Annotated in this window: 26 protein-coding genes; 15 read left to right on the forward strand and 11 right to left on the reverse strand. The window is 33.4% G+C overall.

All coding sequences use genetic code 11. The features are described from left to right. Positions 1 to 6: 6 nt before the first annotated feature. The gene (locus EZM65_RS09855) at positions 7 to 900 is read right to left on the reverse strand and encodes an ATP-grasp fold amidoligase family protein (RefSeq protein WP_136668384.1); all 894 of its coding nucleotides are present in this window, start codon (positions 898 to 900) and stop codon (positions 7 to 9) included. Further along, positions 897 to 2,012, reverse strand: a complete 1,116-nt coding sequence (locus EZM65_RS09860) for a glycosyltransferase family 4 protein (protein WP_136668385.1) — start codon at positions 2,010 to 2,012, stop codon at positions 897 to 899. The genes EZM65_RS09855 and EZM65_RS09860 overlap by 4 nt, the downstream gene beginning before the upstream one ends. 98 nt (positions 2,013 to 2,110) lie before the next feature. On the opposite strand from EZM65_RS09860, the gene EZM65_RS09865 reads away from it, so the two are divergent. The 5 genes from EZM65_RS09865 (at position 2,111) to EZM65_RS09885 (ending at position 6,360) form a co-directional block, all read left to right on the forward strand. Further along, a complete protein-coding gene (locus tag EZM65_RS09865) occupies positions 2,111 to 2,680 on the forward strand; it encodes an L-threonylcarbamoyladenylate synthase (RefSeq protein ID WP_136668386.1) in 570 nt (189 codons plus the stop codon). 27 nt (positions 2,681 to 2,707) lie between these two features. Next, on the forward strand, positions 2,708 to 3,082 hold the full coding sequence (locus tag EZM65_RS09870; protein WP_136668387.1) for a GxxExxY protein: 375 nt from the start codon (positions 2,708 to 2,710) through the stop codon (positions 3,080 to 3,082). Positions 3,083 to 3,113: 31 nt separating this feature from the next. Then, positions 3,114 to 4,535, forward strand: a complete 1,422-nt coding sequence (locus EZM65_RS09875; RefSeq protein WP_136668388.1) for a CCA tRNA nucleotidyltransferase — start codon at positions 3,114 to 3,116, stop codon at positions 4,533 to 4,535. 76 nt (positions 4,536 to 4,611) lie between these two features. Continuing rightward, entirely contained in the window at positions 4,612 to 5,622 is a 1,011-nt protein-coding gene (locus EZM65_RS09880; RefSeq protein ID WP_136668389.1) for a heme A synthase, read from the forward strand. Positions 5,623 to 5,625: 3 nt separating this feature from the next. Beyond that, positions 5,626 to 6,360: an alpha/beta hydrolase gene (locus tag EZM65_RS09885; protein WP_136668390.1), complete on the forward strand. Its 735-nt coding sequence runs from the start codon at positions 5,626 to 5,628 to the stop codon at positions 6,358 to 6,360. On the opposite strand, the gene EZM65_RS09890 is transcribed toward EZM65_RS09885, so the two are convergent. The 7 genes from EZM65_RS09890 to EZM65_RS09920 form a co-directional block, all read right to left on the reverse strand. Next, positions 6,361 to 7,113, reverse strand: a complete 753-nt coding sequence (locus EZM65_RS09890) for a LytTR family DNA-binding domain-containing protein (protein WP_136668391.1) — start codon at positions 7,111 to 7,113, stop codon at positions 6,361 to 6,363. A 144-nt stretch (positions 7,114 to 7,257) separates the two neighbouring features. Continuing rightward, positions 7,258 to 7,566 carry a 2TM domain-containing protein gene (locus EZM65_RS09895; RefSeq protein WP_136668392.1) on the reverse strand — a complete coding sequence of 103 codons (309 nt, stop codon included), beginning with the start codon at positions 7,564 to 7,566 and terminating at the stop codon, positions 7,258 to 7,260. Positions 7,567 to 7,573: 7 nt separating this feature from the next. Beyond that, the gene (locus EZM65_RS09900) at positions 7,574 to 7,891 is read right to left on the reverse strand and encodes a 2TM domain-containing protein (protein WP_136668393.1); all 318 of its coding nucleotides are present in this window, start codon (positions 7,889 to 7,891) and stop codon (positions 7,574 to 7,576) included. Next, positions 7,882 to 8,217, reverse strand: coding sequence for a 2TM domain-containing protein (locus EZM65_RS09905; RefSeq protein ID WP_136668394.1), 336 nt, complete (start codon positions 8,215 to 8,217; stop codon positions 7,882 to 7,884). Before EZM65_RS09905 ends, EZM65_RS09900 begins: the two co-directional genes overlap by 10 nt. Then, the gene (locus EZM65_RS09910; RefSeq protein WP_136668395.1) at positions 8,208 to 9,548 is read right to left on the reverse strand and encodes a 2TM domain-containing protein; all 1,341 of its coding nucleotides are present in this window, start codon (positions 9,546 to 9,548) and stop codon (positions 8,208 to 8,210) included. Before EZM65_RS09910 ends, EZM65_RS09905 begins: the two co-directional genes overlap by 10 nt. Before the next feature lie 23 nt (positions 9,549 to 9,571). Then, a complete protein-coding gene (locus EZM65_RS09915) occupies positions 9,572 to 10,195 on the reverse strand; it encodes a hypothetical protein (protein ID WP_136668396.1) in 624 nt (207 codons plus the stop codon). 254 nt (positions 10,196 to 10,449) lie between these two features. Beyond that, on the reverse strand, positions 10,450 to 12,603 hold the full coding sequence (locus tag EZM65_RS09920; protein WP_136668397.1) for a carboxypeptidase-like regulatory domain-containing protein: 2,154 nt from the start codon (positions 12,601 to 12,603) through the stop codon (positions 10,450 to 10,452). Positions 12,604 to 12,766: 163 nt separating this feature from the next. On the opposite strand from EZM65_RS09920, the gene EZM65_RS09925 reads away from it, so the two are divergent. The 7 genes from EZM65_RS09925 to rimO all read left to right on the forward strand — a co-directional run bounded on the left by EZM65_RS09925 (position 12,767) and on the right by rimO (position 17,736). After that, on the forward strand, positions 12,767 to 13,219 hold the full coding sequence (locus tag EZM65_RS09925) for a YciI family protein (protein ID WP_136668398.1): 453 nt from the start codon (positions 12,767 to 12,769) through the stop codon (positions 13,217 to 13,219). Between the two features lie 24 nt (positions 13,220 to 13,243). Next, entirely contained in the window at positions 13,244 to 13,864 is a 621-nt protein-coding gene (locus EZM65_RS09930) for an HPP family protein (RefSeq protein WP_136668399.1), read from the forward strand. Next, positions 13,845 to 14,105, forward strand: coding sequence for a hypothetical protein (locus EZM65_RS09935; protein WP_136668400.1), 261 nt, complete (start codon positions 13,845 to 13,847; stop codon positions 14,103 to 14,105). The genes EZM65_RS09930 and EZM65_RS09935 overlap by 20 nt, the downstream gene beginning before the upstream one ends. Continuing rightward, positions 14,105 to 14,494: a VOC family protein gene (locus EZM65_RS09940; RefSeq protein WP_136668401.1), complete on the forward strand. Its 390-nt coding sequence runs from the start codon at positions 14,105 to 14,107 to the stop codon at positions 14,492 to 14,494. Before EZM65_RS09935 ends, EZM65_RS09940 begins: the two co-directional genes overlap by 1 nt. A gap of 85 nt (positions 14,495 to 14,579) precedes the next feature. After that, positions 14,580 to 15,116 carry a plasmid pRiA4b ORF-3 family protein gene (locus EZM65_RS09945; protein WP_136668402.1) on the forward strand — a complete coding sequence of 179 codons (537 nt, stop codon included), beginning with the start codon at positions 14,580 to 14,582 and terminating at the stop codon, positions 15,114 to 15,116. Between the two features lie 102 nt (positions 15,117 to 15,218). Next, on the forward strand, positions 15,219 to 16,277 hold the full coding sequence (locus EZM65_RS09950; RefSeq protein WP_136668403.1) for a nucleoid-associated protein: 1,059 nt from the start codon (positions 15,219 to 15,221) through the stop codon (positions 16,275 to 16,277). 157 nt (positions 16,278 to 16,434) lie between these two features. After that, a complete protein-coding gene (rimO, locus tag EZM65_RS09955; RefSeq protein ID WP_136668404.1) occupies positions 16,435 to 17,736 on the forward strand; it encodes a 30S ribosomal protein S12 methylthiotransferase RimO in 1,302 nt (433 codons plus the stop codon). 64 nt (positions 17,737 to 17,800) lie between these two features. Here the strand turns inward: rimO and EZM65_RS09960 are convergent, their stop codons facing one another. After that, positions 17,801 to 18,169 carry a DUF1573 domain-containing protein gene (locus EZM65_RS09960; protein ID WP_136668405.1) on the reverse strand — a complete coding sequence of 123 codons (369 nt, stop codon included), beginning with the start codon at positions 18,167 to 18,169 and terminating at the stop codon, positions 17,801 to 17,803. A gap of 143 nt (positions 18,170 to 18,312) precedes the next feature. Here EZM65_RS09960 and EZM65_RS09965 point away from each other — a divergent pair, with 143 nt between their 5' ends. The 3 genes from EZM65_RS09965 (at position 18,313) to EZM65_RS09975 (ending at position 21,051) form a co-directional block, all read left to right on the forward strand. After that, positions 18,313 to 19,584 (forward strand): sensor histidine kinase KdpD, encoded by a 1,272-nt coding sequence (locus EZM65_RS09965; RefSeq protein WP_136668406.1) that lies wholly within the window; start codon positions 18,313 to 18,315, stop codon positions 19,582 to 19,584. Beyond that, positions 19,571 to 20,257, forward strand: coding sequence for a response regulator transcription factor (locus tag EZM65_RS09970; protein WP_136668407.1), 687 nt, complete (start codon positions 19,571 to 19,573; stop codon positions 20,255 to 20,257). Before EZM65_RS09965 ends, EZM65_RS09970 begins: the two co-directional genes overlap by 14 nt. A gap of 242 nt (positions 20,258 to 20,499) precedes the next feature. Beyond that, positions 20,500 to 21,051 carry a YfbU family protein gene (locus EZM65_RS09975; RefSeq protein ID WP_136668408.1) on the forward strand — a complete coding sequence of 184 codons (552 nt, stop codon included), beginning with the start codon at positions 20,500 to 20,502 and terminating at the stop codon, positions 21,049 to 21,051. Between the two features lie 66 nt (positions 21,052 to 21,117). Here EZM65_RS09975 and EZM65_RS09980 read toward each other — a convergent pair whose 3' ends face one another. After that, on the reverse strand, positions 21,118 to 23,229 hold the full coding sequence (locus EZM65_RS09980) for an ATP-binding protein (protein ID WP_136668409.1): 2,112 nt from the start codon (positions 23,227 to 23,229) through the stop codon (positions 21,118 to 21,120). Between the last annotated feature and the right edge of the window lie 36 nt (positions 23,230 to 23,265).

The raw sequence follows: 23,265 nt of genomic DNA on the forward strand, positions 1-23,265 counted from the left end.
AAAAGATTAAGCGTAGTTTTTAACCGGCAATTCAATTAATCTCGCATACTCCTTATTAAATTTTTCTACAGTAAGCCTTTGTTTTCCTCCCCAAGGGAAAAAAGTCAACTCTCCAAAATATGTTTTATTTTGAATAGAGTACAAATCAACCCGCATAAACAAGAAATCTTTTGATAATTGATGAGCTACTTCAATCATTTCTTCAAAATTTTCAGGTTTTTTCACATCAACATCAAGGAAATTATTACGCTTTTCATCTTCATTAATTTTATTCCAGTCTAAATCATAGTAACAATTTTTGTAAAGTCCTTTATCAAAAGTTTTTACCCAAACACTTTTTACCACTCCACTGAAACAAAAAAACTTATAATCAATTATATTTTCTTCCCCTAACTCTGACAAATAATATTCGGCTATAATTCTTGGTTTTACGCCTTTGTAAATAGCTTCCTGATTTTCTTTGCTGTAATCTTCTTTTAAATATTTATTCAGCAAATTATTTGTTTTTTTAACATTAAAACCTTCTTTTTCAGTCACAATAACATTTAATCCGGATCCATGCGTACATTTTAAAACAAATTGATTTGGAAAATCATTGTAATTCAAATCTTCTACATTATTATAGACACCTATTATTTTATTGAGATATTTTTCACCTACTCTTTCCTCAACAAATTTTCTGACTTCGTATTTATCAACATATCTGGCAAATTCTTCTTTGTAATGATAAAGTTTAAGCCATTGTAATTTTTCCATAAACTCTTCAGGAGCTCCCAAATTAAGTGGCTTATTGTTTTTAAGGTAATATTTTGCCTTAGATACAGCAACATCATTTGCTCCTGTAAGCTTCAATAACCCAACGTAAAGCTGCAGTGCTTTTCTTTTTAAGAATTTTATCATTTTTGTTTTTTAATTAAAACGTCATTCAACTCAGCAAACATTTTTTTTGCAATAACTTCTTTTGTAAAATTATTCACCAAATATTGATAACCATTCTTTACAAACTCGTTTTGCAGTTCTTTATTGCTTAAAAGCTCTTCTACTTTGTCCGCAAAACTTATAGGGTTACCTACTTCTGCTAAAAACCCGGTTTTCCCATCAACAACCACCTCTGGAATACCACCTGCTTTTGCTGCTACAATTGGCACATGACAGGCGTAAGATTCTAACAACACCCCCCCTGTTGGCTCATTATTTGACGTAAACAAAAACAAATCGAATTCCGGCAAAATTTCAGGTATATCTTTTCTGAAACCGGCAAAAATTACATCATCAATCAAATCAAGCTCTTTAACCAAGTCTCTGATTTGTCCTTCCAAAGGTCCCTCACCCACTAAAATGTATTTTGCTTTCAGTCCTCTTTTCTTTAATTCAGCTACAGTTCTGATCCAGGTAATATGGTCTTTAAACCCTGCAAAAGCGGCAATATTCCCAATGATTTTATAATCAGACGGAATATTAAATTCTGCATGCAGCAAACCCGTTTTGTGCTGTTTTTGAAATTTATTGATATCTGTTACACTTCCTACCACACACATTTTGGAAACATCTTTAACAGCATACTTCAAAATATCAACAACTGGTTGTGATACACAGATAATTTTCTCAATCCCGCTGTAGTTATATTTCCATTTTCTGAAAAAGTTGGTATCAACTCTTTCAATCATTGTCCGGCAAAGTACCAATGAAGATTTTAATCCAAAAAGTAATTTTGCCCAAACGCCTAATGTATGGGCTTTACTGCTATGCATAAAAATTATATCAGCATTCAGTTCATGAGACAAATCCCTTAATTTTTTAGCAAATACAAGATCGTATTCCGATTTGAAATCAAAACTCAAAACATTTTTAAATCCGCGTTCAAGAGCTACTTTTTTAACCATTGAATCATTCCTGCAGACAATCCACTGGTCTTCAACCAGATTCATATCCCTAAAGGCTTCATATAGGTAAATTATCTTTTGTTCGTGCCCTCTCCAGCCATCAGCGGCAGTAAATTGTATCAATCTCATAACTAAAATATATAAGCAAATGTATTATAATTTAACGAAGTTTTAAGAATTTTTAAAATCTTAAAAACATTACTTATTTTTGTTAAAAAATTTAAATAATGCAAGACATCAACACCGAAGTTCACAACGCTTTTGAAATCATAAAAAATGGCGGAATCATCCTTTACCCTACTGACACGGTTTGGGGAATAGGGTGTGATGCAACAAATCCGGAAGCCATCAAAAAGATTTTTGCCTTAAAACAACGTGAAGAAACCAAAAGCATGATTGTACTGATGAATGGTGAGCGAATGATGTATAATGTATTTAAGGAAATTCCCGAAGTAGCCTGGCAGATTCTGGATTTGTCCGAAAAACCTACTACTTTAATTCTTGACAATCCACGGAATGTAGCAGAAAATATCATTGCCGAAGACAAGACCCTTGGGGTAAGAATGGTAAAAGAACCTTTTTGCTTTAAATTGATGGAACGCATGAAAAAACCATTGGTTTCCACCTCAGCAAATATTTCAGGACAACCTACACCAAAATCATTTAAAGAAATCTCTCCCGAAATTATAAAAGGTGTTGACTATGTAGTAAATTTGCACCACGATAAAATTTGCGATAAACCTTCGACTATTATCAAACTAACGAATGACAGTCAGGTTAAGATTATACGTAAATAAATTTATAAGCCACGAATACACGAATAAATGTCTAAAATAATTTATCAGGAAGAAAGCTATAAATTAATGGGGATTCATTTTGAAGTCCACAATCAACTGGGTAGTGGTTTTTCAGAAATTGTTTATAAAGACGCCATTGAATATGAATTAAACACGTATACTATTCCTTTCCAAAGAGAAAAAGAATACGTTGTGAATTACAAGGACACAATATTGAAGCACAAATTTTATGCAGATTTTGTTGTATTTGATAAAATTATCCTTGAAATAAAATCTTGTGAATCAATTATAGACGCTCACATTGCCCAATGCATTAATTATTTAAAAATATCGAATAACAAATTGGCTATTCTAGCCAATTTCACAAAAGACAACTTAGAATATAAACGAATAGTTTTATAAAAACATTCGTGAATTCGTGGCTTTATAAAAAATGAACTACAAACAGCATTTAGACCATAAAATATTTGATATTGTATCACAAGCAGCTGAATCACTTAACGTAGAATGTTATGTAATTGGTGGTTTTGTACGTGATATTCTATTAGAAAGGGAACATAAAAAAGATATTGATATTGTTGCCGTAGGCAGTGGCATTGATCTGGCTTTAAAAGTTTCCGAACTGATTCCCCACAACCCTAAAGTACAGGTATTTAAAAATTACGGCACCGCCATGCTTCGTTTTGAAGATATGGATATCGAATTTGTGGGTGCCCGTAAGGAAAGTTATAATTTTGACAGTCGTAAACCTTTGGTTGAAAACGGTACTTTAAAAGACGATCAGGACCGTAGGGATTTCACCATCAATGCGATGGCTTTTTCTTTAAATTCAGATAATTTTGGGGATTTGGTTGATCCTTTTAATGGTGTTTCTGATTTGGAAAATAAAATCATCCGCACACCACTCGATCCGGATATCACCTATTCTGACGATCCGCTTCGAATGATGCGTGCCATCCGTTTTGCGACACAATTACATTTTGAAATTGAAACTGAATCTTTGGAAGCCATTTCAAGAAATAAAGAACGCATCAAGATAATTTCCGGGGAAAGAATTGTAGATGAGCTCAATAAAATTTTACTTTCAGTAAAACCTTCTGTTGGATTTTTACTCCTTCACAAAACCGGTTTATTAAACATTATTTTACCCGAATTAACTGCCTTAAACAATGTGGAAGAAGTTGAAGGGCACACACATAAAAACAACTTTTACCACTCGCTGGAAGTGGTTGACAATATTTGCCCTAACACGGATGATTTATGGTTGCGCTGGTCTGCATTATTACATGACATAGGAAAAGCGCCAACCAAAAAATTTCACAAAAAGCAAGGCTGGACTTTCCATGGCCATGAGTTTTTAGGTGGTAAAATGGTTAAAAAAATCTTCGAAAGACTGCACATGCCTTTGAACCAAAAAATGAAATTTGTTCAAAAAATGGTGATGATGAGTTCACGTCCGATTGTTTTGGCGCAGGATATCGTTACTGATAGTGCCGTGCGCAGACTGGTTTTTGACGCAGGTGAGGATGTAGAAAATTTAATGACGCTGTGTGAAGCCGATATTACGACCAAAAACCCTAAAAAGTTTCAGAAATACCATAACAACTTCAAGATTGTCCGTGAGAAAATTGTAGAAGTAGAAGAACGTGACAAGGTGCGTGTTTTTCAACCGCCAATTACCGGTGAAGAAATTATGGAACTATTCAATTTAAAACCTTCACGCGAAATTGGTATTTTAAAAGAAGCTGTAAAAGAAGCAATTTTAGAAGGCGAAATACCTAACGAATATCAAGCAGCTTATGATTTTGTAATGAAAAAAGCTGAAAAAATGGGATTAAAAAGAGTTTCAAAATAACAAAGTCTAAAATAATGACCAAAATCATTTTATAAGTAAAAAAACATTCGTGAATTTGCATCAAATATAATTTACTATGAACTTTAATAAAATTGCCAAAACCGCTTTAATCCTGGTTTATTTAGTAATCATTGCAGGAGCGCTTGTTCGCATGACTGGTTCCGGAATGGGATGTCCAGACTGGCCAAAATGTTTTGGTTATTATATTCCTCCAACAGATGTTAAGGAACTGACTTGGTCTGAAAATCGTGTTTTCAAAAAAGGAATGGTTATTATTAAAGATGAGAAACTTCTTGTCGCTAAGGAAGACTGTCTTACCGGAGAAACTTTTGATGCTTCTCAATGGGAACTTTATACAAAACATGATTATGCGATTTTCAACCCAACACACACCTGGGTCGAGTACATTAACCGTCTTTTTGGAGCCTTATCAGGTTTAGCCTGCCTTGCAATGGCTGTTGCCTCTTTCAGATTCTGGAAAAAAAACAAAGCAGTTACCTTGCTTTCCTGGTTGGTGGTTTTCATGATGGGATTTCAGGCCTGGTTAGGTGCTACAGTGGTTTATTCTGTTTTAAATCCTATCAAAATTACTTTGCATATGGTTATGGCTTTAATCATTGTAGGTGTAATTCTGTACATAATTTATCTGGCTAATCCTAAAGAAAAAGCAATACCAGTAAACGCCGCTTTTAAGTATGTGCTGTGGTTAACCCTTATTATGACATTAGTTCAGGTGGTTTTAGGCACTCAAGTCCGTCAGTTTGTAGATGAGCAGGTTAAATCCGGAGTTAACAATCAATCGCTTTGGTTAAGTAAGCCCGAAGTCAGTTTTTATTTCCATAGAAGTTTTTCAGTTGTCGTTTTCCTTGCCAATTTATTTTTATATCTGCGTAATAAACGTTTTAATCTGGGCGTTACTAAAATCAATTGGGTAATATTGCTTCTGATGGCTGAAATTGTTTCAGGAATGGCAATGTATTACTCACATTTTCCATTTGGAAGCCAGACAATCCACTTAGTCATTGCATCAATTCTATTTGGAGTACAGTTTTATATGATTTTAGAAACGAAGAAACAAACAAAATAAAAAATGAGGACAAAAATCCATTCAATTCTTATTGGTTTACTTTTTTTAAGCCAAAACTTAATTTGGTCTCAAAATACAGTAAAAGAACTTGAAGGATTTCGGTATAAGGAACTGATTGTAAATACTGCTTCAGCACATGACAGTCTCCCGTTAATTATTGGATTGCATTGGATGCGTTCCAATCCCGATGAGTTCTTTACTTTTTTAAAAGACATCAAAAAACCAGCCAGAATTATATTGCCTGAAGGCCGCTATCCTTACAAGGAAGGTTTTTCTTTTTATCCTGTAGAGCTTCAAAACTACTACAAAATGGATGAAGACCACAAAATGAATGTCCTTAAAACAGAGGGAGAAAAACTTGCTGATTTCATTGATTTTATTTCTAAAAAATATCCTTCAAATAAAAAACCTGTTATCATAGGTGCTTCACAAGGAGGCGACTTAAGCTATTTTATTGCTGTACATCATAACACTTTAATAGGTCTTTCCTGTCCGTTAATGGCAACTATTGACAACCGGCTTATCAATAAAGCCAAAACAAAACCTAAAGCAGCTATTGCAGTTTTTCATGGTGAGAACGATCCAATTGTAAACATTAATGATGCTAAAAAACACATTAAACTTCTTAAAACAAATTCATTCAAAGCAAAAATCAACACATATAAAGAGGTTAAACACGATATTTCTGATGAGATGAAAAGTGATTTTTCAAAACTTATTGATAACTACCTCAACTAATCACCCAATCCAGTCCTTAAAATCACCAACACGCTCGCGGGCTACAATTACCTCATCATCTTTGTATGTAGGCAAAATGAGTTTTAAACGCGAATTGCTGTGCATTTGGATTTCTTTAATGGCTTTCATTGGCACGATAAATTTTCGGGAAACACGGTAAAAATCTTCGGGGTTAAGCTCTGTTTCCAGCTGTTCTAAAGTTCCATCAAGTAAATAATCCCGGTTATCCAAAGTATGTAAATACGTTCCTTTATCCTGACTGAAAAAACATTCCACCTCCTGAATATCTATCAGTTTTAACTGCTGGCCGATTTTAACTGTGAAGCGTTTTTTATATTCTTTTTCCACAGGATTGATCAGCATCCGTTTTATCATTTCAAAATCCAATGATAAATTTTGTGGCTGATTACGTTGCTTGAATTTGTTTATAGCCACTTCCAAATCATCCTCATCGATAGGTTTTAACAAATAATCGATGCTGTTTAATTTAAAGGCTCTTAATGCATATTCATCATAAGCAGTGGTAAAAATCACAGCGCTTTTAATATCGATAGTTTCAAAAATTTCAAACGATAAACCATCCGAAAGCTGAATGTCCAGAAAAATCAAATCAGGGTGTGTGTTATTTTGAAACCAATTGACCGCTTCTTCCACTGAATGCAGCATTTCATTGACATGCAATCCTAATTTCTCAACTTTCCGCTGCAACAAACGTGCTGCAGGCTTTTCGTCTTCTATGATAATGATGTTCATTTTTTTATTTTTTGAGTGACAGAGTTACAAAGTCACAAAGTGTCAAAGATTTAGAGTTAAAAGTGAAATAGATTAAAATTTAAAAAATGTTTAATATAAAAATTTTGCTGCTTTGCTGTTTTTTCACTTTACCTCTTTATATAATTACTGCCACTTATTTTGTTTGTCCTTTTCCATTAATTCTTTAATCTTTCTTTCCTCCCAATCTTTTCCCATTACCATACCAGGCATAAACACCGAAAGTCCGTGTGCCAATAGTCCCAGTCCCCAGAAAAATGCGGTGAAAAAATTATGCAACTGAAAATAACTTTCACCTTCGTCCAACTCCTGTATATTAAAAACAACAATCATGATATTTATAATTACATAAACTGCTGCATGAGTATAGAACCCTTTTATTTTCTTAACTCTTTTCAGAGCCTGCTGGTATTTTATTTCTTCTGTTGTATTCATTATCTTTTTATTTAAAATCCTGCTTCTTTTTTTCTTCTTCCATGAATTGTTTTATCTTTTTCTGCTCCCAGTCTTTATTCAAAAAAGGAAACCAACTGAAGACTCTGAAGCCGTGAAATAAAACACCTATACCCCACCCCAGCATAGGCCAGTAAAACCATAAATGATCCGGTGTGAATTTCAGGTTGATAAACACTAAAAAAGCATTTACCAACAGGTAGGCAATCAAATTTCCGTAAAATCCTTTTATTTCTTCCACGTGTTTTCTTGCACGTTCGTAACTTTCCATTTCTTCTCTGTTAAAGCTTTCCATAATTACTCCCATTTATTGTTTTCCAATTTTTCTTTATTCATTAACTGTCGAATTTTTCTTTGCTCCCAATTTCTACCTAATACTTTTTCTTTTAAAAGCAATGAAAAACCCTGAATTGAAATTGCTATTGTCCAAAAAAACATTACTGTTTCACCTATAAGTGTGAAAGGAAAAAAATTTATTCTTACCCCAAAATAAGTCTTACCCAAATAAACAGCCACAGCAATACAAAAGATGAACAAATGGATGTAGAAGTTTTTAATTTCCTCAACTTTTTTTCGAGCATTTTTTTCCAATTCTGATTGAGTTGTATAACTATTTTCCATCATTAGTTCCATTTATTGTTTATCTTGTTTTCTTTATTAAGGATTTCTTTAATTTTTCTTTCCTCCCAGTTTTTACCGTAACCAAAGATTTCGAAAGCATGCATCAGCAACCCAAAACCCCAACCCAGCAACGGAAACCAAAACCATTGAAATTTTGAAGATGTCTGAAGATTAATAAACACTAGAAAAGGAATCACACAGCAGTATGAAATTAAATTTCCGTAAAATCCTTTCAGTTTTTCCACCCGGTCTTTTGCACGGGCGTAAGCTGTATTTTCGTTATATATATTTTGACTTTCCATATATGCAATTTGTTTTGTTAAAATCGGAATCATAACTCTAAAGACCGACTCATTTTGTTCGATTAATACTTTCCGTTCAGAAATCAATCCGTAACGGTTTACAATATTCTGCAAACCAACGCCCTTACGATCCTGAAGCACTTCTTTCTTTTGCAGATTATTTTCTACAATCAGATAATTATTCTGAATATAAATTTTGATGTGCAGCGGTTTCTTTTCGCTTACCACATTATGTTTGATCGTATTTTCCAAAAGCAATTGTAAAGAGAGTGGTACCACTTTAGCTTCGCTGTTATTAAAATCGGTAGGCAATTCGAATGTGATACTGTTTTCAAACCGCATCTTCAGTAAATTCATGTACGTTTTTGCAAACGATAATTCTTCATCAACCGAAACCAGTTCTTTATCCTTTTGTTCCAAAACGTATCGGTAAATTTTAGATAACGAAGTGGTAAACCGTTGTGCCTGATCCGGATTTTCCTCAATCAAAGAACTTAACACATTCAAGCTGTTGAACAAGAAATGCGGATCTATTTGATTTTTCAGTGTTTCAAACTTGGCCGAAGCCGTTCCTGCAATTACTTTTTGTTCTTTCAGTTTATTTTCCTGATAGGCTCTGTAAAAATGAAAAGCGTAGAGCGAAACGGAAACTATAAAAGTAATTACGATAGCAAACACATAATTTGAAGCACTTTCATTGGCTATAAAATCAGCAAAAGTTTTCTTTTTGACAATTACATCCTCGGTAATCCGGAGCAGAAAAATAACCAGCAGCGAAACCATAAATGAAGCTACAAAACCGATGACAATTCTTTTAACCGAAAATCTGTTTTCTTCGAAAATTCTATCCAGTAAAACAAAGACCGCTTTGTTGGCATAACCTAATGAAAAGGTATAAAGCATGGTGTAAAGAAAACTTATCAGCAGATGATTGTTTAATTTTATCTCGCTACCGTAGGCCAAATTGATTAATTGAATGATAATAAATACAATTATCCCAAAAAAGAATACTTTACCTATTTCCTTATTACTTATTTTCATTAAGCTATGCTTTTGTTATTATATTATTTACAGTTTTCTGCAGTTTGTTTTGCTCTGTCCAATCCCCAGTTTGGATGAAAAGAAGATTCAGGTTTAAAATTAGCAAAAAGATCTATAGAACGGCTAACTTCTGCACAAATAGGTTGTGTATCGGCTCCTGACCATTTTGCTCCTCCCAATGCAAATTCAGCGCAACAAAAAACAACACGTGGATTGTTGGGAGCAATAGCTTTTGCTTTTGCATATTCACCGTTTGCAAGCATTGTATATTTCATTCCGTTTGTCATTGGATCCTGAACTAGGGTTGCTGTGTAAATCAAAGCCTGCATTACATTGATCTCGGCGTTGTTTTGACTTTTTGAACCTGCATTGTTTAATGCTGTCTGTGCTTTTTCAATTAAAGTGGTTGATTTTTCTCTGTTTTCCGGTTTGAAAGCTTCAGTACAATTGATTAGAGCTACATAATAATCCGGCAGCCAATTTGCTTTTTCAGCGGTTGCAATTCTTTCAAATAAAGCCGAAGCTTCTGCCGATTTACCTTCTTTCCAAACCCCGAAGGCTTTTCCCATCCCTTGCTCAAATTTTCCATCCTGTCCAAAAACTGCTGAACAAACTAACACTAATACTGTTGTGATTAATCGTACCATAATAATTTAGTTTAAAATTGTTTTTTATTGATTATTGATTCTTTTATTATTCCTGACCAAAATTACTTTGGTACTGTCTCTTTTAAAATTTATACTTACCGAACTGTCGTTTTTTGATGATGAATTGTTTTATTTTAGACTTCTTAGATGGTTGGATTTTTAGATTATTGGATTTATAATAATTTATTTTCTCTTCTTTTCTAATAATCCAAGAAGTCCAATGATTTAAAAATCCAACCATCTAATAATCCAGTCTACAAATTATCCAATTGATTTGTTTTCTTATCATTACTGATAGTCCAAAAGAAACCCACAAAGAAGAATCGATCTGCCGGCTGCCCTATTACCTGTCTTTGATAAACACCACTCAAATCAGGCGAGTTGGCATATTGATACCCAAATACATTATCTCTTCCTAAAATGTTAGTCACCGAGAAGAATAGAATTTTTTGCTGTGATAACAAATAAGCCCAGCTCATACTCAAATTGTTGTATTCTTTTGTTTTTCCGTTCATAAATTGTGTCTGATTAGGATTATTATAAGGTCTGCCCGAAGCAAATGTATTAGTGACACTTATTTGCGATTTCCAGTCCTGAATCCAATATTTACCAACCCATGAAAGTGTATGATCAGCCACAAACGTTGGTTTAACTTCTTTGCTGTAATTTTTAAAATTCCGTTTACTGTCAGTTAGAGTATAGGTAATCCAATAATCTATTTTTTTAAAAGTCCTGCTGTCTCTCCAAAAAATATCCAATCCTTTTGCGTAACCAAAACCTTGATTATTATAATCACTGTTAAATACAGGAGTGGCAGTATTATACTTTATTAAGTCATCATATTTTTTATAATATACTTCTGCACGTAAAGTTCTTTTAGCAACAGAATGCATATAATTTAAAATGTAATGCTGTGTTTTCTCAAAGTCCAGATTTTGAAAATATTTCAAATAATCCTGTTTAGGAGCCTGATGAAAATCACCATAAGCCAAAGAAAACTGACTTGCTTTTGACACTTTATAAGCTAAAGAAATTCTGGGTTCAAAAACATTTTTATTCAACAAATCATTCCGCATCACTCTAACGCCTGATTTTAGAGCAAATTCAGGAGAGAAAAAGAAATCAGTTTCAGCAAACAAAGCGCCTACATTGCTTTTATATCCGTATTTAAAACTTTCACCCGATTTTGGTTTAAAGCTCTCATCAAAATCAGTAACAAAATAATCCCCTCCAAATGCAATCCCAATCTTATCAGATAGTTTGTTCTCCAATTTAGCCTTCAAATGTGATGCAATTTCCTGATTTTTCAGTTGGTCCTGTTCAATCCCAATCCTTACATTGTTTATTCCTAAACTTCCTCCCGTAGTAATTGTCCATCCATTTCCAAATTTCCCTTTATAATTACTATTCACATATAAGTTATTGTTTTTATTATCGATTCGTATTGGGTTGGTGTTATTTATATCATCCTGATTCAAATCAAAAGCCGCTGTTTCAAAGGCAGCATATAATTTGAATAATCCTTTATTAAACTTATATCTATAGATACTTTCCCCTGAGATAGATTGGTATGGTTTATTCCAATCCGCTTTTTGAGGTACTAACCACTGATAAGGCTGTAAATTGATATAGGAAGTATTAAAACTTAAAGAACTTTTCTGCCATTTTTTTGTTTTTCCTAAGCCCAAACCAACAGTCATAAAGCTTACATCAGTCTGATCCTGATCGGGTTCAGAAATTGAATTCATTAATAAAACACTGGAAAGGGCATCACCATATTCGGCTGAATATCCTCCGGTTGAAAAAGTCATACCTTTAAATAAAAAAGGTGAAAACCTTCCTCGTGTGGGCATATTATTGGCACTAACCCCGTAAGGCTGAGCCACTCTTACCCCATCGATGTATGTTTGTGTTTCATCGCTTTCACCGCCTCTGACAAATAACCGGCCGCTTTCGCCGACAACCTGTGCGCCCGGAAGCGTTTGCAATGCTCCCACAATATCACCTACAGAACCGGCAGTACTTACAATATCCAAAGGTTTTAAAACAGAACCTTTACTGTTATCCCCTGCTTTAAATGAGCCGGCTGTTATTACAACAGCATCAAGAGAATTCATGCCGGCTTTTAAAACATACGTCTGAAAAATGCATTTCTCAATTTCAACAGGAGTTTTCAAATCATCAAATCCAAGTAATGAAATATTTAGTATTTGTTTTCCTTTTTCAGTTGTTTCAAATAAAAACTCACCTTTTTCGTTGGTCGTTGCCCCATCATAAGTACCTTCAATAAATACATTAGCACCAACTAAAGGTTTATTTTTTTTGTCAATTACTTTTCCTTCAATTTTAAACTGAGCGAAAGCATTTATAGAAATAAGCAATAATGTAAGTTGTAATAAAGATTTCATGATTCTGTTTATTTGATGAACCAAAATTGCCATGAAATCCTTACCAATTAAATTTAAGTTGACCGAATTGTCGATTTTGATGGACGAAATGTTTTCTTTAGAGTAAAAGAATAGAAAAAAAGATAAAAAGACATTTAATATCTTTGTGTAAATTCAATGAATGATGAAAAACGCTATCTACTTTTTATTCTTAATTTCAACAACCATTTTTGCTCAAGAAAACAAATCTGTTTATGACGAAACCCTAGCTGTTAAAGTTGGTGCCGATGAGCACGGTATGAAAAACTATGTTTTTTGTATTTTAAAAACAGGAAGCAACACAACTGCAACAGCTGAAGAAAAGAAAAAATATTTTGAAGGACACATGGCAAACATTAATAGATTAGCTAAAGAAGGCAAATTGGTTATTGCCGGACCTTTCATGAAAAATGACAAAAACTATCGGGGTATCTTTATTTTTAACTGCAAAACAGTTGAAGAAGCTCAAAAACTGGTCGAAACAGATCCGGCTGTTCGAGCTAAAATTTTTGATGTGGAACTTACCCCTTGGTATTCTTCAGCAGCTTTAATGCTTACTCCGGAATTACACGATAAAGTAGCCAAAAAATCGTTTTAAATAAATTTTTACTTACAACACGCCATGCCAATAACCAAAATTAAAAAAGGGTATCGCAAAACACGCTATATTCTTTACAAAGAAACTTTAGTTGATTTTAAAGAACACTTTTGGGCATTTACAGGCGCTTTTACAGGCATGGGAATCATTGCTTATTTACAGTATAATGCCTTCCCTAAAGAAGACTTTGTATTCCTCATTGGGTCTTTTGGAGCCTCATGTGTTTTAGTGTACGGTGTAATTCAGAGTCCGCTGGCACAACCCCGGAATTTAATAGGCGGCCATGTAATTTCAGCCATTGCCGGTGTTACTGCCGCTAAACTTTTTCCTGATATCATTTGGCTGGCTTCAGCTTTGGCAGTTGCGGGAGCTATAGTTTTAATGCAGGTTACAAAAACACTGCATCCTCCGGGCGGGGCTACCGCCTTGATTGCGGTAACGGGATCACCGGCCATTTTAAAATTAGGCTATTGGTATGTCATAACACCTGTTTTGACGGGAGCTCTGATACTTTTTTCAGTCGCATTGGTTTTTAATAATATGACTTCCAACAGGCAGTATCCTACCAGCAAAAAGTTTACTAAATTTAAAAACAAAATCAGTAACCGAATAAAACCAAACAACGATGCCGCACCTATTAGCTAAACTTACCAATGTACCTTTGGAAGTTATAAAAGAAGTATTACATAAAGATGCTGAATTCCACGCTTCTCAGGGAATGTATCTGGAACATATTTGGGAGAACGCTGATGTTGAAAATGAAGTCCAATTCCTTTTCCGAATTGATGATATCACAGCAACTAAAATTTTAATTGATAAATTACATTCAGATGCATTGGCAGAAAATCCTGGTGCCAATTTACCTGCAATGACTTATTTCTTATAATGCTGAAGTTAAATAAAGTACACCATATTGCCATAATTTGTTCCGATTATGAAAAATCGAAGCGTTTTTACACCCGTATTTTAGGTTTGGAAATTGTTCGGGAAGTTTTTAGAACCGAAAGACAATCCTATAAACTTGATTTGGCCATCAATGGAAACTATGCCATCGAATTATTTTCATTCCCTCATCCGCCGGAAAGAGTTTCGAGACCCGAAGCTGCTGGTTTGAGACATTTGGCTTTTGAAGTAGATAATATAGAAGAAACCAGAAATTATTTACTTTCGCAAAACATTGAATCAGAAACCATAAGAATAGACGAATACACTAAAAAGGAATTCTTCTTTATTGCTGATCCTGACAATTTACCAATCGAATTTTATCAAAAGTAACCAAAATGTTTTCAACAAATCTGAAAACTAAAATCTAAAATCTAAAATTATAATTACCTTTGACCCTCGCAAATTAATTAGTGTTATGATATATAAATTCAGAGTCATTCTTGACGCGGAAGAAGATGTTTTTAGAGACATTGCAATTGATGAAAATGATAGTTTAGAAGATTTACACAACACTATCGTAAACGCCTTTGGGTTTGACGGTATGGAAATGGCAGCATTTTATACTTGTGATGACAAATGGAATCAGGATGAGGAAATTCCTTTGTTTGACACAGGTGATAACCCCGGCGAAGGTCTTACAATGGCTGATCATATACTGTCATCAACTTTTGACAAAGAAAACACAAAAATGATTTATGTGTATGATTTCATGAATATGTGGACATTCTTTGTAGAATTGGCAGCTGTCGAAGAAGCAGAAAGCGGTGTCAGCTACCCTGATTTATTATTTACACACGGTATTATGCCTTCATTGGCACCCAACAAAGATTTTGAAGCCGATAATGACGATTCATTCAACGAATTTGAAGACGATTATGATGAGGAAGATCTCGATATGTTCGACGGAGACGATTCGTTTGAAGATTACGGTTTTGAAGAAAACTGGAATTAATTTTCAGCTAAAAGCTGTAAGCAATATGCTTTAAGCTTCCATACATTAATTATTATTTTAAAAAGCTAAAAGCTTACTGCTAATAGCCAGCAATCAAAACAAATGATAAACTTATTCAACACCCACATAGAAAATCTATCCATCCATCGTGTAGGAAATAAAAGCCGTAACGAAGCAATATTCCTTTCAGACCAACCTTATGGTCTAAACGATGAGATTATGCCATTATTGAAGGAATTTTTCTTTAAACCTTTTAGAAGCGGAGAAGAAAACTACTATCAATTTGCACACGATGTAGATTTAGAATACAATGAAATGTTCAACCTGGCTACTGAAATTTTCAATAACCCTGGTAATGTTCATGGAATTTCTAAAAAAATCACTCAACATCTATTTGAGCAATCTAACCATCCGCATATAAAAAACGGAGAAGTTTATGTGGCATACTTAACCAATGTTTCTATCGATAACAAACCAGTAGATGCCATTGGAATTTTTAAAAGTGAAATTAAATCGGATTTCCTTCAGTTTGAAGAAAAAGACACTAACCTTGAAATGATTTTACAGCAAGGAATTAATCTTCAAAAATTAGACAAAGGCTGTTTGATCTTCAACTATAAAAAAGAAGAAGGCTACAAAATTCTAACCGTTGACAGCAACAGATATGATGCCCGTTATTGGCTGGAGCATTTCCTTTCAGTAGATGCTTTTCAGGATGAAAATTTCATGACTAAAAAGTATTTGAAATTCTGTCAGGATTTTGCAAAAGAAGTTGTTTTACCGGCAGAAGACAAAAAAGAAGAAGTTTTATTCATGAACCGTGCGGTAAACCATTTTGCTAAAAACGATAATTTTGAAGAAACCAATTTCTTAAACGAAGTAATTGACAATCCAGATTTGATATCAGAGTTCAAAAATTTCAAAGTAGACAAAGGTGAAAAATACAGCATTGAAGATTTAACCACCTTCCCTATTGCAAATGCCGCGGTTACTGACGCACGACGTAAAATGAAAAATGTAATCGAATTGGATACAAATATTCAAATCAAATTGGATTTTGTAAATCCCGAAAGTGCCGAAAAATTTGTAGAAAAAGGCTGGGATGAGGAAAAACAAATGTATTATTACTTAGTTTACTTCAACAAAGAACAAAAATCGTAAGCAGATAAAAATTCATTATCAGATTTTATCAAAAATTAATATCGTACCCAAAACAGACAATTCCATAAAAACTTGATTTAAGTTTTTATGGAATTATTATTATACAAATAAGATATTAAAATATTTATCGTAATTTTGCACTCCAATTTTTAAGTCAATGAGAACCAAATCATTAAAGAAAAACAAAATCAACGTAATTACTCTTGGATGTTCAAAGAACGTTTATGACAGCGAAGTTTTAATGGGGCAGTTAAAAGCCAGCGGAAAAGATGTAGCTCATGAACAGGAAGGCAATATTGTTGTAATTAACACCTGCGGTTTTATTAATAACGCCAAAGAAGAGTCGGTTAACACTATCCTTGAGTATGTTGAAAAGAAAGACCAGGGTATTGTTGACAAAGTTTTCGTAACCGGATGTTTGTCTGAACGATACAGACCGGATTTAGAAAAAGAAATCCCGGACGTAGATCAATATTTTGGAACTACTGACTTACCGTTGCTTTTAAAAGCATTAGGAGCCGATTATAAGCACGAACTATTAGGAGAACGTTTAACTACAACTCCTAAAAATTATGCTTATTTAAAAATTGCCGAAGGCTGTGACCGTCCCTGCAGTTTTTGTGCAATTCCTATAATGCGTGGAAAACACGTTTCGCAGCCTATTGAAAAATTAGTTAAAGAAGCTGAAAATCTTGCCAAAGACGGTGTAAAAGAATTAATTCTTATCGCTCAGGACTTAACTTATTACGGTTTAGACTTATACAAAAAAAGAAATCTGGCTGAATTACTTGAAAATCTTGCAAAAGTTGAAGGTATCGAATGGATTAGATTGCATTATGCATTTCCGACTGGTTTCCCTATGGACGTTTTGGAATTGATGAACCGCGAACCAAAAATCTGCAACTATATAGATATTCCTTTACAGCATATATCTGATAAAATTCTTAAATCAATGCGTCGTGGAACTACGTATGAAAAAACCACGCAATTATTGAAAGATTTCCGTAAAGCCGTTCCTAATATGACCATAAGAACAACGCTTATTGTTGGTTATCCAGGTGAAACGGAAGAAGATTTTCAGATTTTAAGAAATTGGGTTGAAGAAATGCGTTTTGAACGTTTGGGATGTTTTGCGTATTCACATGAAGAAAACACTCATGCTTTCAGTTTGGAAGACGATGTTCCTGATGATGTAAAACAAGCGAGAGCAAATGAAATCATGGAAATTCAGGCTCAAATTTCTTGGGAACTAAATCAGGAGAAAATCGGCAAAACATTCAAATGCATTATTGACCGTAAGGAAGGACAATACTTTGTAGGACGTACAGAATTTGACAGTCCGGATGTAGATAATGAAGTATTGATTGATGCTTCTAAATTTTACCTTAAAACAGGCGAATTTGCCAACATCAAAATTATCGATGCTACTGAATTCGACTTATACGGTGAACCTGCTTAATTGCAGTTTTAAATGAATAAAAAAAGACCTGGCAAAGTTAAACTGTCAGGTCTTTTTATTAAAATTAATTCACAACTCCTTTTAAAGTCAATACTTTTGGATTAGAATCAACCGATGTATAAACAGTAATCACTTTGTTGAAAGCCCCTTTTACTGAAGCATTATAAACTGCTTTCACAACACCATTACTGTTCGGCTTAATAACTTCTTTAGTATATTCTGATGCGGTACAGCCGCAAGAAGCCCTTACACTGGTAATTACCAGATCTTTGCTGCTTTCGTTAGTCAATACAAATTCAAAAGTTTTAGGAACACCCTGCGAAATAGTACCTGAATCAATCACATCTGTTTTCCACACCACTAACTCTTTAACCGAAAATGACATTAATACCACTGCAATGAATGTCAATGTAATTAGAACTAAGTTTCTCATAATAAAGTTTTTTTAAGTTTAATAATTCAAAAGTAGAACAGATTTAAGCACCTCCTTGTTAACCACTATCTAACGTTTGTTAACGACTTGTTAATGGAAAAAACAAACCTTAATTTTTAGTAATATTACATACTGAAAATGTCATGAAGAAAAACAAACTAAACATACTCATACTTTTAGGTCTGATTGCAATCGTTGGGATATTGATTGCCCAATTGTTATGGACCAAAGAAGCTTTTCAAATACAGGAAAAGAAATTCTCTCAAAAAGTACATATCGCTTTATTGGAAGTAGTTAAAAAATTATACCAAGGAACAAACAGAGAAATCCCAGCCGACCAGCCGGTAAAAAAAATCTCGAATGATTATTATATCGCTAATGTAGAAAATGATTTCGCACCCGACATTTTAGAACATTATTTAAAAGAGGAATTCACACGTTTCTCGATTAATACTGATTTTGAATACGCCATGTACAATTGTCAAAGTGAAGAAATGGTTTATGGGAAATACATCTCAATGTCAGATTCAAAAACAGAAGACAAAAGCATACATTTCCCCAAACACAAGGATTTAGTGTATTATTTTGCCATTCGTTTTCCAACAGAAAAAAGTTTTTTATTAGGCTCAATGAAATTTTGGCTGGTATTAACCCTAATGCTGTTATTCATACTTATCATATATGTTTATTCAGTATACACTCTAATCCAACAAAAAAAATACAGTGAACTGCAAAGGGATTTTGTAAACAACATGACCCATGAATTCAAGACACCTCTATCATCAATATTATTGGCATCAAATTATTTAAGCAAACAGAACGTCATAACTAATGATGAAAAGCTTAATCAGTACACCCAAATTATTATTCAACAAGGACAAAAGCTGAATCAGCATATCGAAAGGGTTTTAAATGTTGCAAAATCAGATGACACTGCTTTTCATCTAAACATTGATTCAATAAATTTAAGAGCGTTTTTAGAAGAATTGATTACAAATGCAAAAACCAGATATGATTTATTGGAAATTAATCTGACTATGGATGCTGATTATCAGTTAAAAGCAGATAAATTCCACTTAACCAATTTGTGTTATAATTTAATCGACAATTCCGTTAAATACAGTGAAAACAAGCCTGAAATAACTATAGTAGTTTCCAACCAAAGAGACTCGTTGCAAATAGTATTTAAAGACAACGGATTAGGAGTCGACAAAAAGAATATTCCTTTTCTTTTTGAAAAATTTTATCGTGAAAAGAATCAACTCAGTAATGAAACCAATGGTTTTGGGTTAGGTTTATTCTATGCAAAAAAAGTTATTGAAGCCCATCATTGGCAGTTAGAAGCTCAAACCAACCAGCCAAGTGGATTATCAATACACATTAAAATCCCGCAAAAATATTATGGAAAGGTTTAAAATATTATATGCCGAAGATGATGATACCATTGCTCTTTTAACCAAAGATGCATTGGAAGAAAAATATCTGGTTACCCATTGTAAAAATGGCCAGGAAGCACTGCTGAGTTTTACAAACAACAATTTTGACCTTTGTATTTTTGATATTATGATGCCCAAAATGGATGGTTTTTCATTAGCAGAAAGCATACGAAAAGTCAACAATGATATTCCCATCATTTTCCTATCCGCAAAAACACATAAAGATGACCGGATAAAAGGGTTAAAAACAGGTGCCGATGATTATTTGATTAAACCTTTCAGTATTGAAGAACTGGAACTAAAAATACAGGTTTTTATCAGACGTTCTTTAAAAACCACAATACATGAAGACCAAATTTACACTTTAGAAAACTTAATATTTGATGCTAAAAATTACACCGTAACTGATCAAAACACAAAAACTATTTTAACGCAGCGGGAAGCCGAATTGTTACAGTTGTTTTTAGACAATAAAGACGAAGTTTTAAAAAGAGAATTAATCCTGACAAAATTATGGGGAAGCGACGATTATTTTTTAGGAAGAAGTCTTGATGTATTCATATCCCGACTTCGAAAAATATTATCATCGCAAGATAATATTACAATTGAAAATTTACACGGAATAGGCTTTAGATTAAAGTCAAGAAAATGACACTAATTACATAATTATCATTTTTAAACCAACTCTGCATCAGATCTTATAAACTTTATTAAAATATTAGTTAAAAAATTACAGGAAAGGCAAACTTAAACACCTAAGCCACAAAGAATAAAGTCCAACTACACTGCCTTAAAAAGCAATTTCTTAACCTTAAGTTTAACATTTTTTACGGGAAAACCGTAAGGCAATTTCAAAATATGACACTAACTTAGCCTCATAAAACTAAACTAAAGATGATTCCAGAAACACTAACAATGGTTGAGAGACAAATTCTTTCCAATCAATACCGTATACTGTCTAAAATAGGCGACCCGACTGAGGATTATGAAACCAAAATAGAAATCCTGACTAATGGATACACAGAAAAATACTATGAAGTATTTGATGTGAATACAGAAGAAATCGCTTTAGAAGTTTGTGAGGAAACCACACAGATTTTATACATGTACAAAAGACTTAATGAGACAATCAAATCATTATCAGAGATTGAAAAAAGTCAGCTGAATCTGGATGTAATCAAATTTGAAGGATTCAATGCCAGAAGAAATCCTCACTATCATTATTTTGGATTTTTAGTTGAGAAAACGAACCAGTGGGATGAATATACAGAAACTTATTTTATCTCAGCTGATGAAAATCAATTATCCAAATATAAAAAGATGCTGGAATATCAGGTGTATTTACTTGACAACGATCAGTATTCATTCAAAAAAGAAGATTTGGCACAAATGATTAACATGATTGCAAACAGCACTAATATCAATCCATTTCAAGTAGCTGTTTAAAAAAGTACATCCATCCATATTTGTTCTCTATATAAAATGCCTTCATTAATTGAAGGCTTTTATTTTTTAGTGTAAAACTGATGAAATAACATCAAATAGTTTTTCTTTATTGATAGGCTTGGTAATGTGAGAGTCAAAACCTGCATGTTTTATTTTTTCAATTTCATCTGAAGAAGAAAAGGCCGTTTGTGCAACCACCACAGCATCAGACTTAAACATTTTAATCTCTTTCAAAGCTTCATAACCGCTCATTTTAGGCATTTTGATATCCATAAGAACCAAATCTATATCTGGATTTTCCTTAAAAAGACTAACCGCCTCTTCACCGTCATTTGCTCTTATAATCCAAAAATTTGAATCTCTCATGATTTTATCAAAGAGCAGAAAGTTAATATTATCATCTTCTGCTATCAGAATAGTTTTAGTCTTAGAAGAAGCAGTAACATCTTCTTTTATAACTTCTATTTTTTCCAGCAAACTGTCCTCTCTTTTATCAAACATAACCGGTAAAGTAAATTTAAACTTAGAACCTTTGCCTATATCAGATTTCAAAGCAATATCGCCGCCAAGCAATTCCACATACGCTTTTGTAATTGCAAGTCCAAGTCCCAATCCACCCACTTTGATGGAATAATCGCTGTCAACCCTTCTGAAACGTTCAAATATAAATTCCTGATTTCTCTTTTCTATCCCTAAACCGGTATCTTCAATAAAAAACTCCAATTGATTTTTCTTTTTATTCCATTCATAAGACAGTTTAACGCATCCTGTATCTGTAAACTTAATGGCGTTTGTAAGCAAATTGATAAGAATCTGCTTCAGTTTTACCACATCGGTAAACAGACAGTAAGGCAAATCTTCTTCGGGTTTTTCAAGAACAAATTCCATTTTTTTACTCTTAGGAATTGTAATCTTAACCGATTCAAAAATTTCATGCACACAATCATCAATATTAACACTCGATAAGTTAGGCACAACCTGATTGGAATCAATTTTGGACATTTCTATCAAATCATCTATAATTGAAACGAGATTATTACCGCTTTTTGTGATGATTTCGATATACTCTGATTTTTCTTTTTCATCAATATCTTTATGATTCAATAATTCGGAAAACCCAATTATAGCATTCATAGGTGTTCGTATTTCATGCGAAAGATTGGTTAAAAAAGCTGTTTTAAGCTTATCGCTTTCTTCAGCTTTTGCTTTTGCTTTCTCCAGCAATTTGCGCTGTGAAAAAGCCTCCTCAAACAAATAACCAATTTTACTGAACTCCCCGGGCGATCTTTTTAACTGTTTGACAGCCTTTTTACTTCCGGTTTCCAAAATTTTTGTCGTAAGCATCAAAGGAGTGGAAATCCATTTTCTTAATTTAGAAACCGATATCAGTAAAAACACGACAAAGAAAACAACTATTATCAAAAGAATATTCTCTGTGCTTTTGAAGTTCACAAAAAATCTCCGCTTAAAAGACAGATTGGTGATTTTTTTACCATCCCATCCTTTCAACACATAATCATCGTTTATAAAATTATCTCTGAATATCAAACTATTTTCTGTCTGAGTAAAAGTAACTTCAGAACTTGTAATTTTTTCCAGTCTTTTGACATATATATCATCCAGCAGTCTGACCATTACAAAATATCCCTCAGGCCTTGTTTTGTTTTTTTCAGGATCATTATTAGGATGAATGGTTCCCATGAAAACTTCTGCAAAACCTTCAGATAATTTCACATAAAAGTTCATGTTTTTTTCCTTGTAAACCTTTTCCAGCAATGACGCGGTAACAAACTCAACAGGCTGTTTAATCTTACCCGTATATTTACTACCTACTTCATTACCCTGCAAATCATATACTCCAAGATATTCAACAAAATACATATTTATTGAACTTCCTATAACATTATCAAACCATTTGACATTTTTACTCTTGACAAATTTCACTAACTCATCCCAATAGGTAATATCTGCCAGAATAGACAAATGGGTCTCAGAGTTCAACTGCATAACAGAATTCACCTCATCATTCAATTGTTTTTGGGTAAGAGAATAAACTTCCTCTTCCTGTTTTGAAGTATAATAGGATAAGGAAAAAAAAAGTATTACAAAAGAGATGCTAATAATAAAAATCAACAACAACAACTTAGAATAAATAGAAAGCTTGTCAATTTTTATCATAATAAAAAAAATAATTTATGCCATATAAACATAATA

The organism is Flavobacterium sp. H122, assembly GCF_004959765.1.
Lineage (GTDB): Bacteria > Bacteroidota > Bacteroidia > Flavobacteriales > Flavobacteriaceae > Flavobacterium.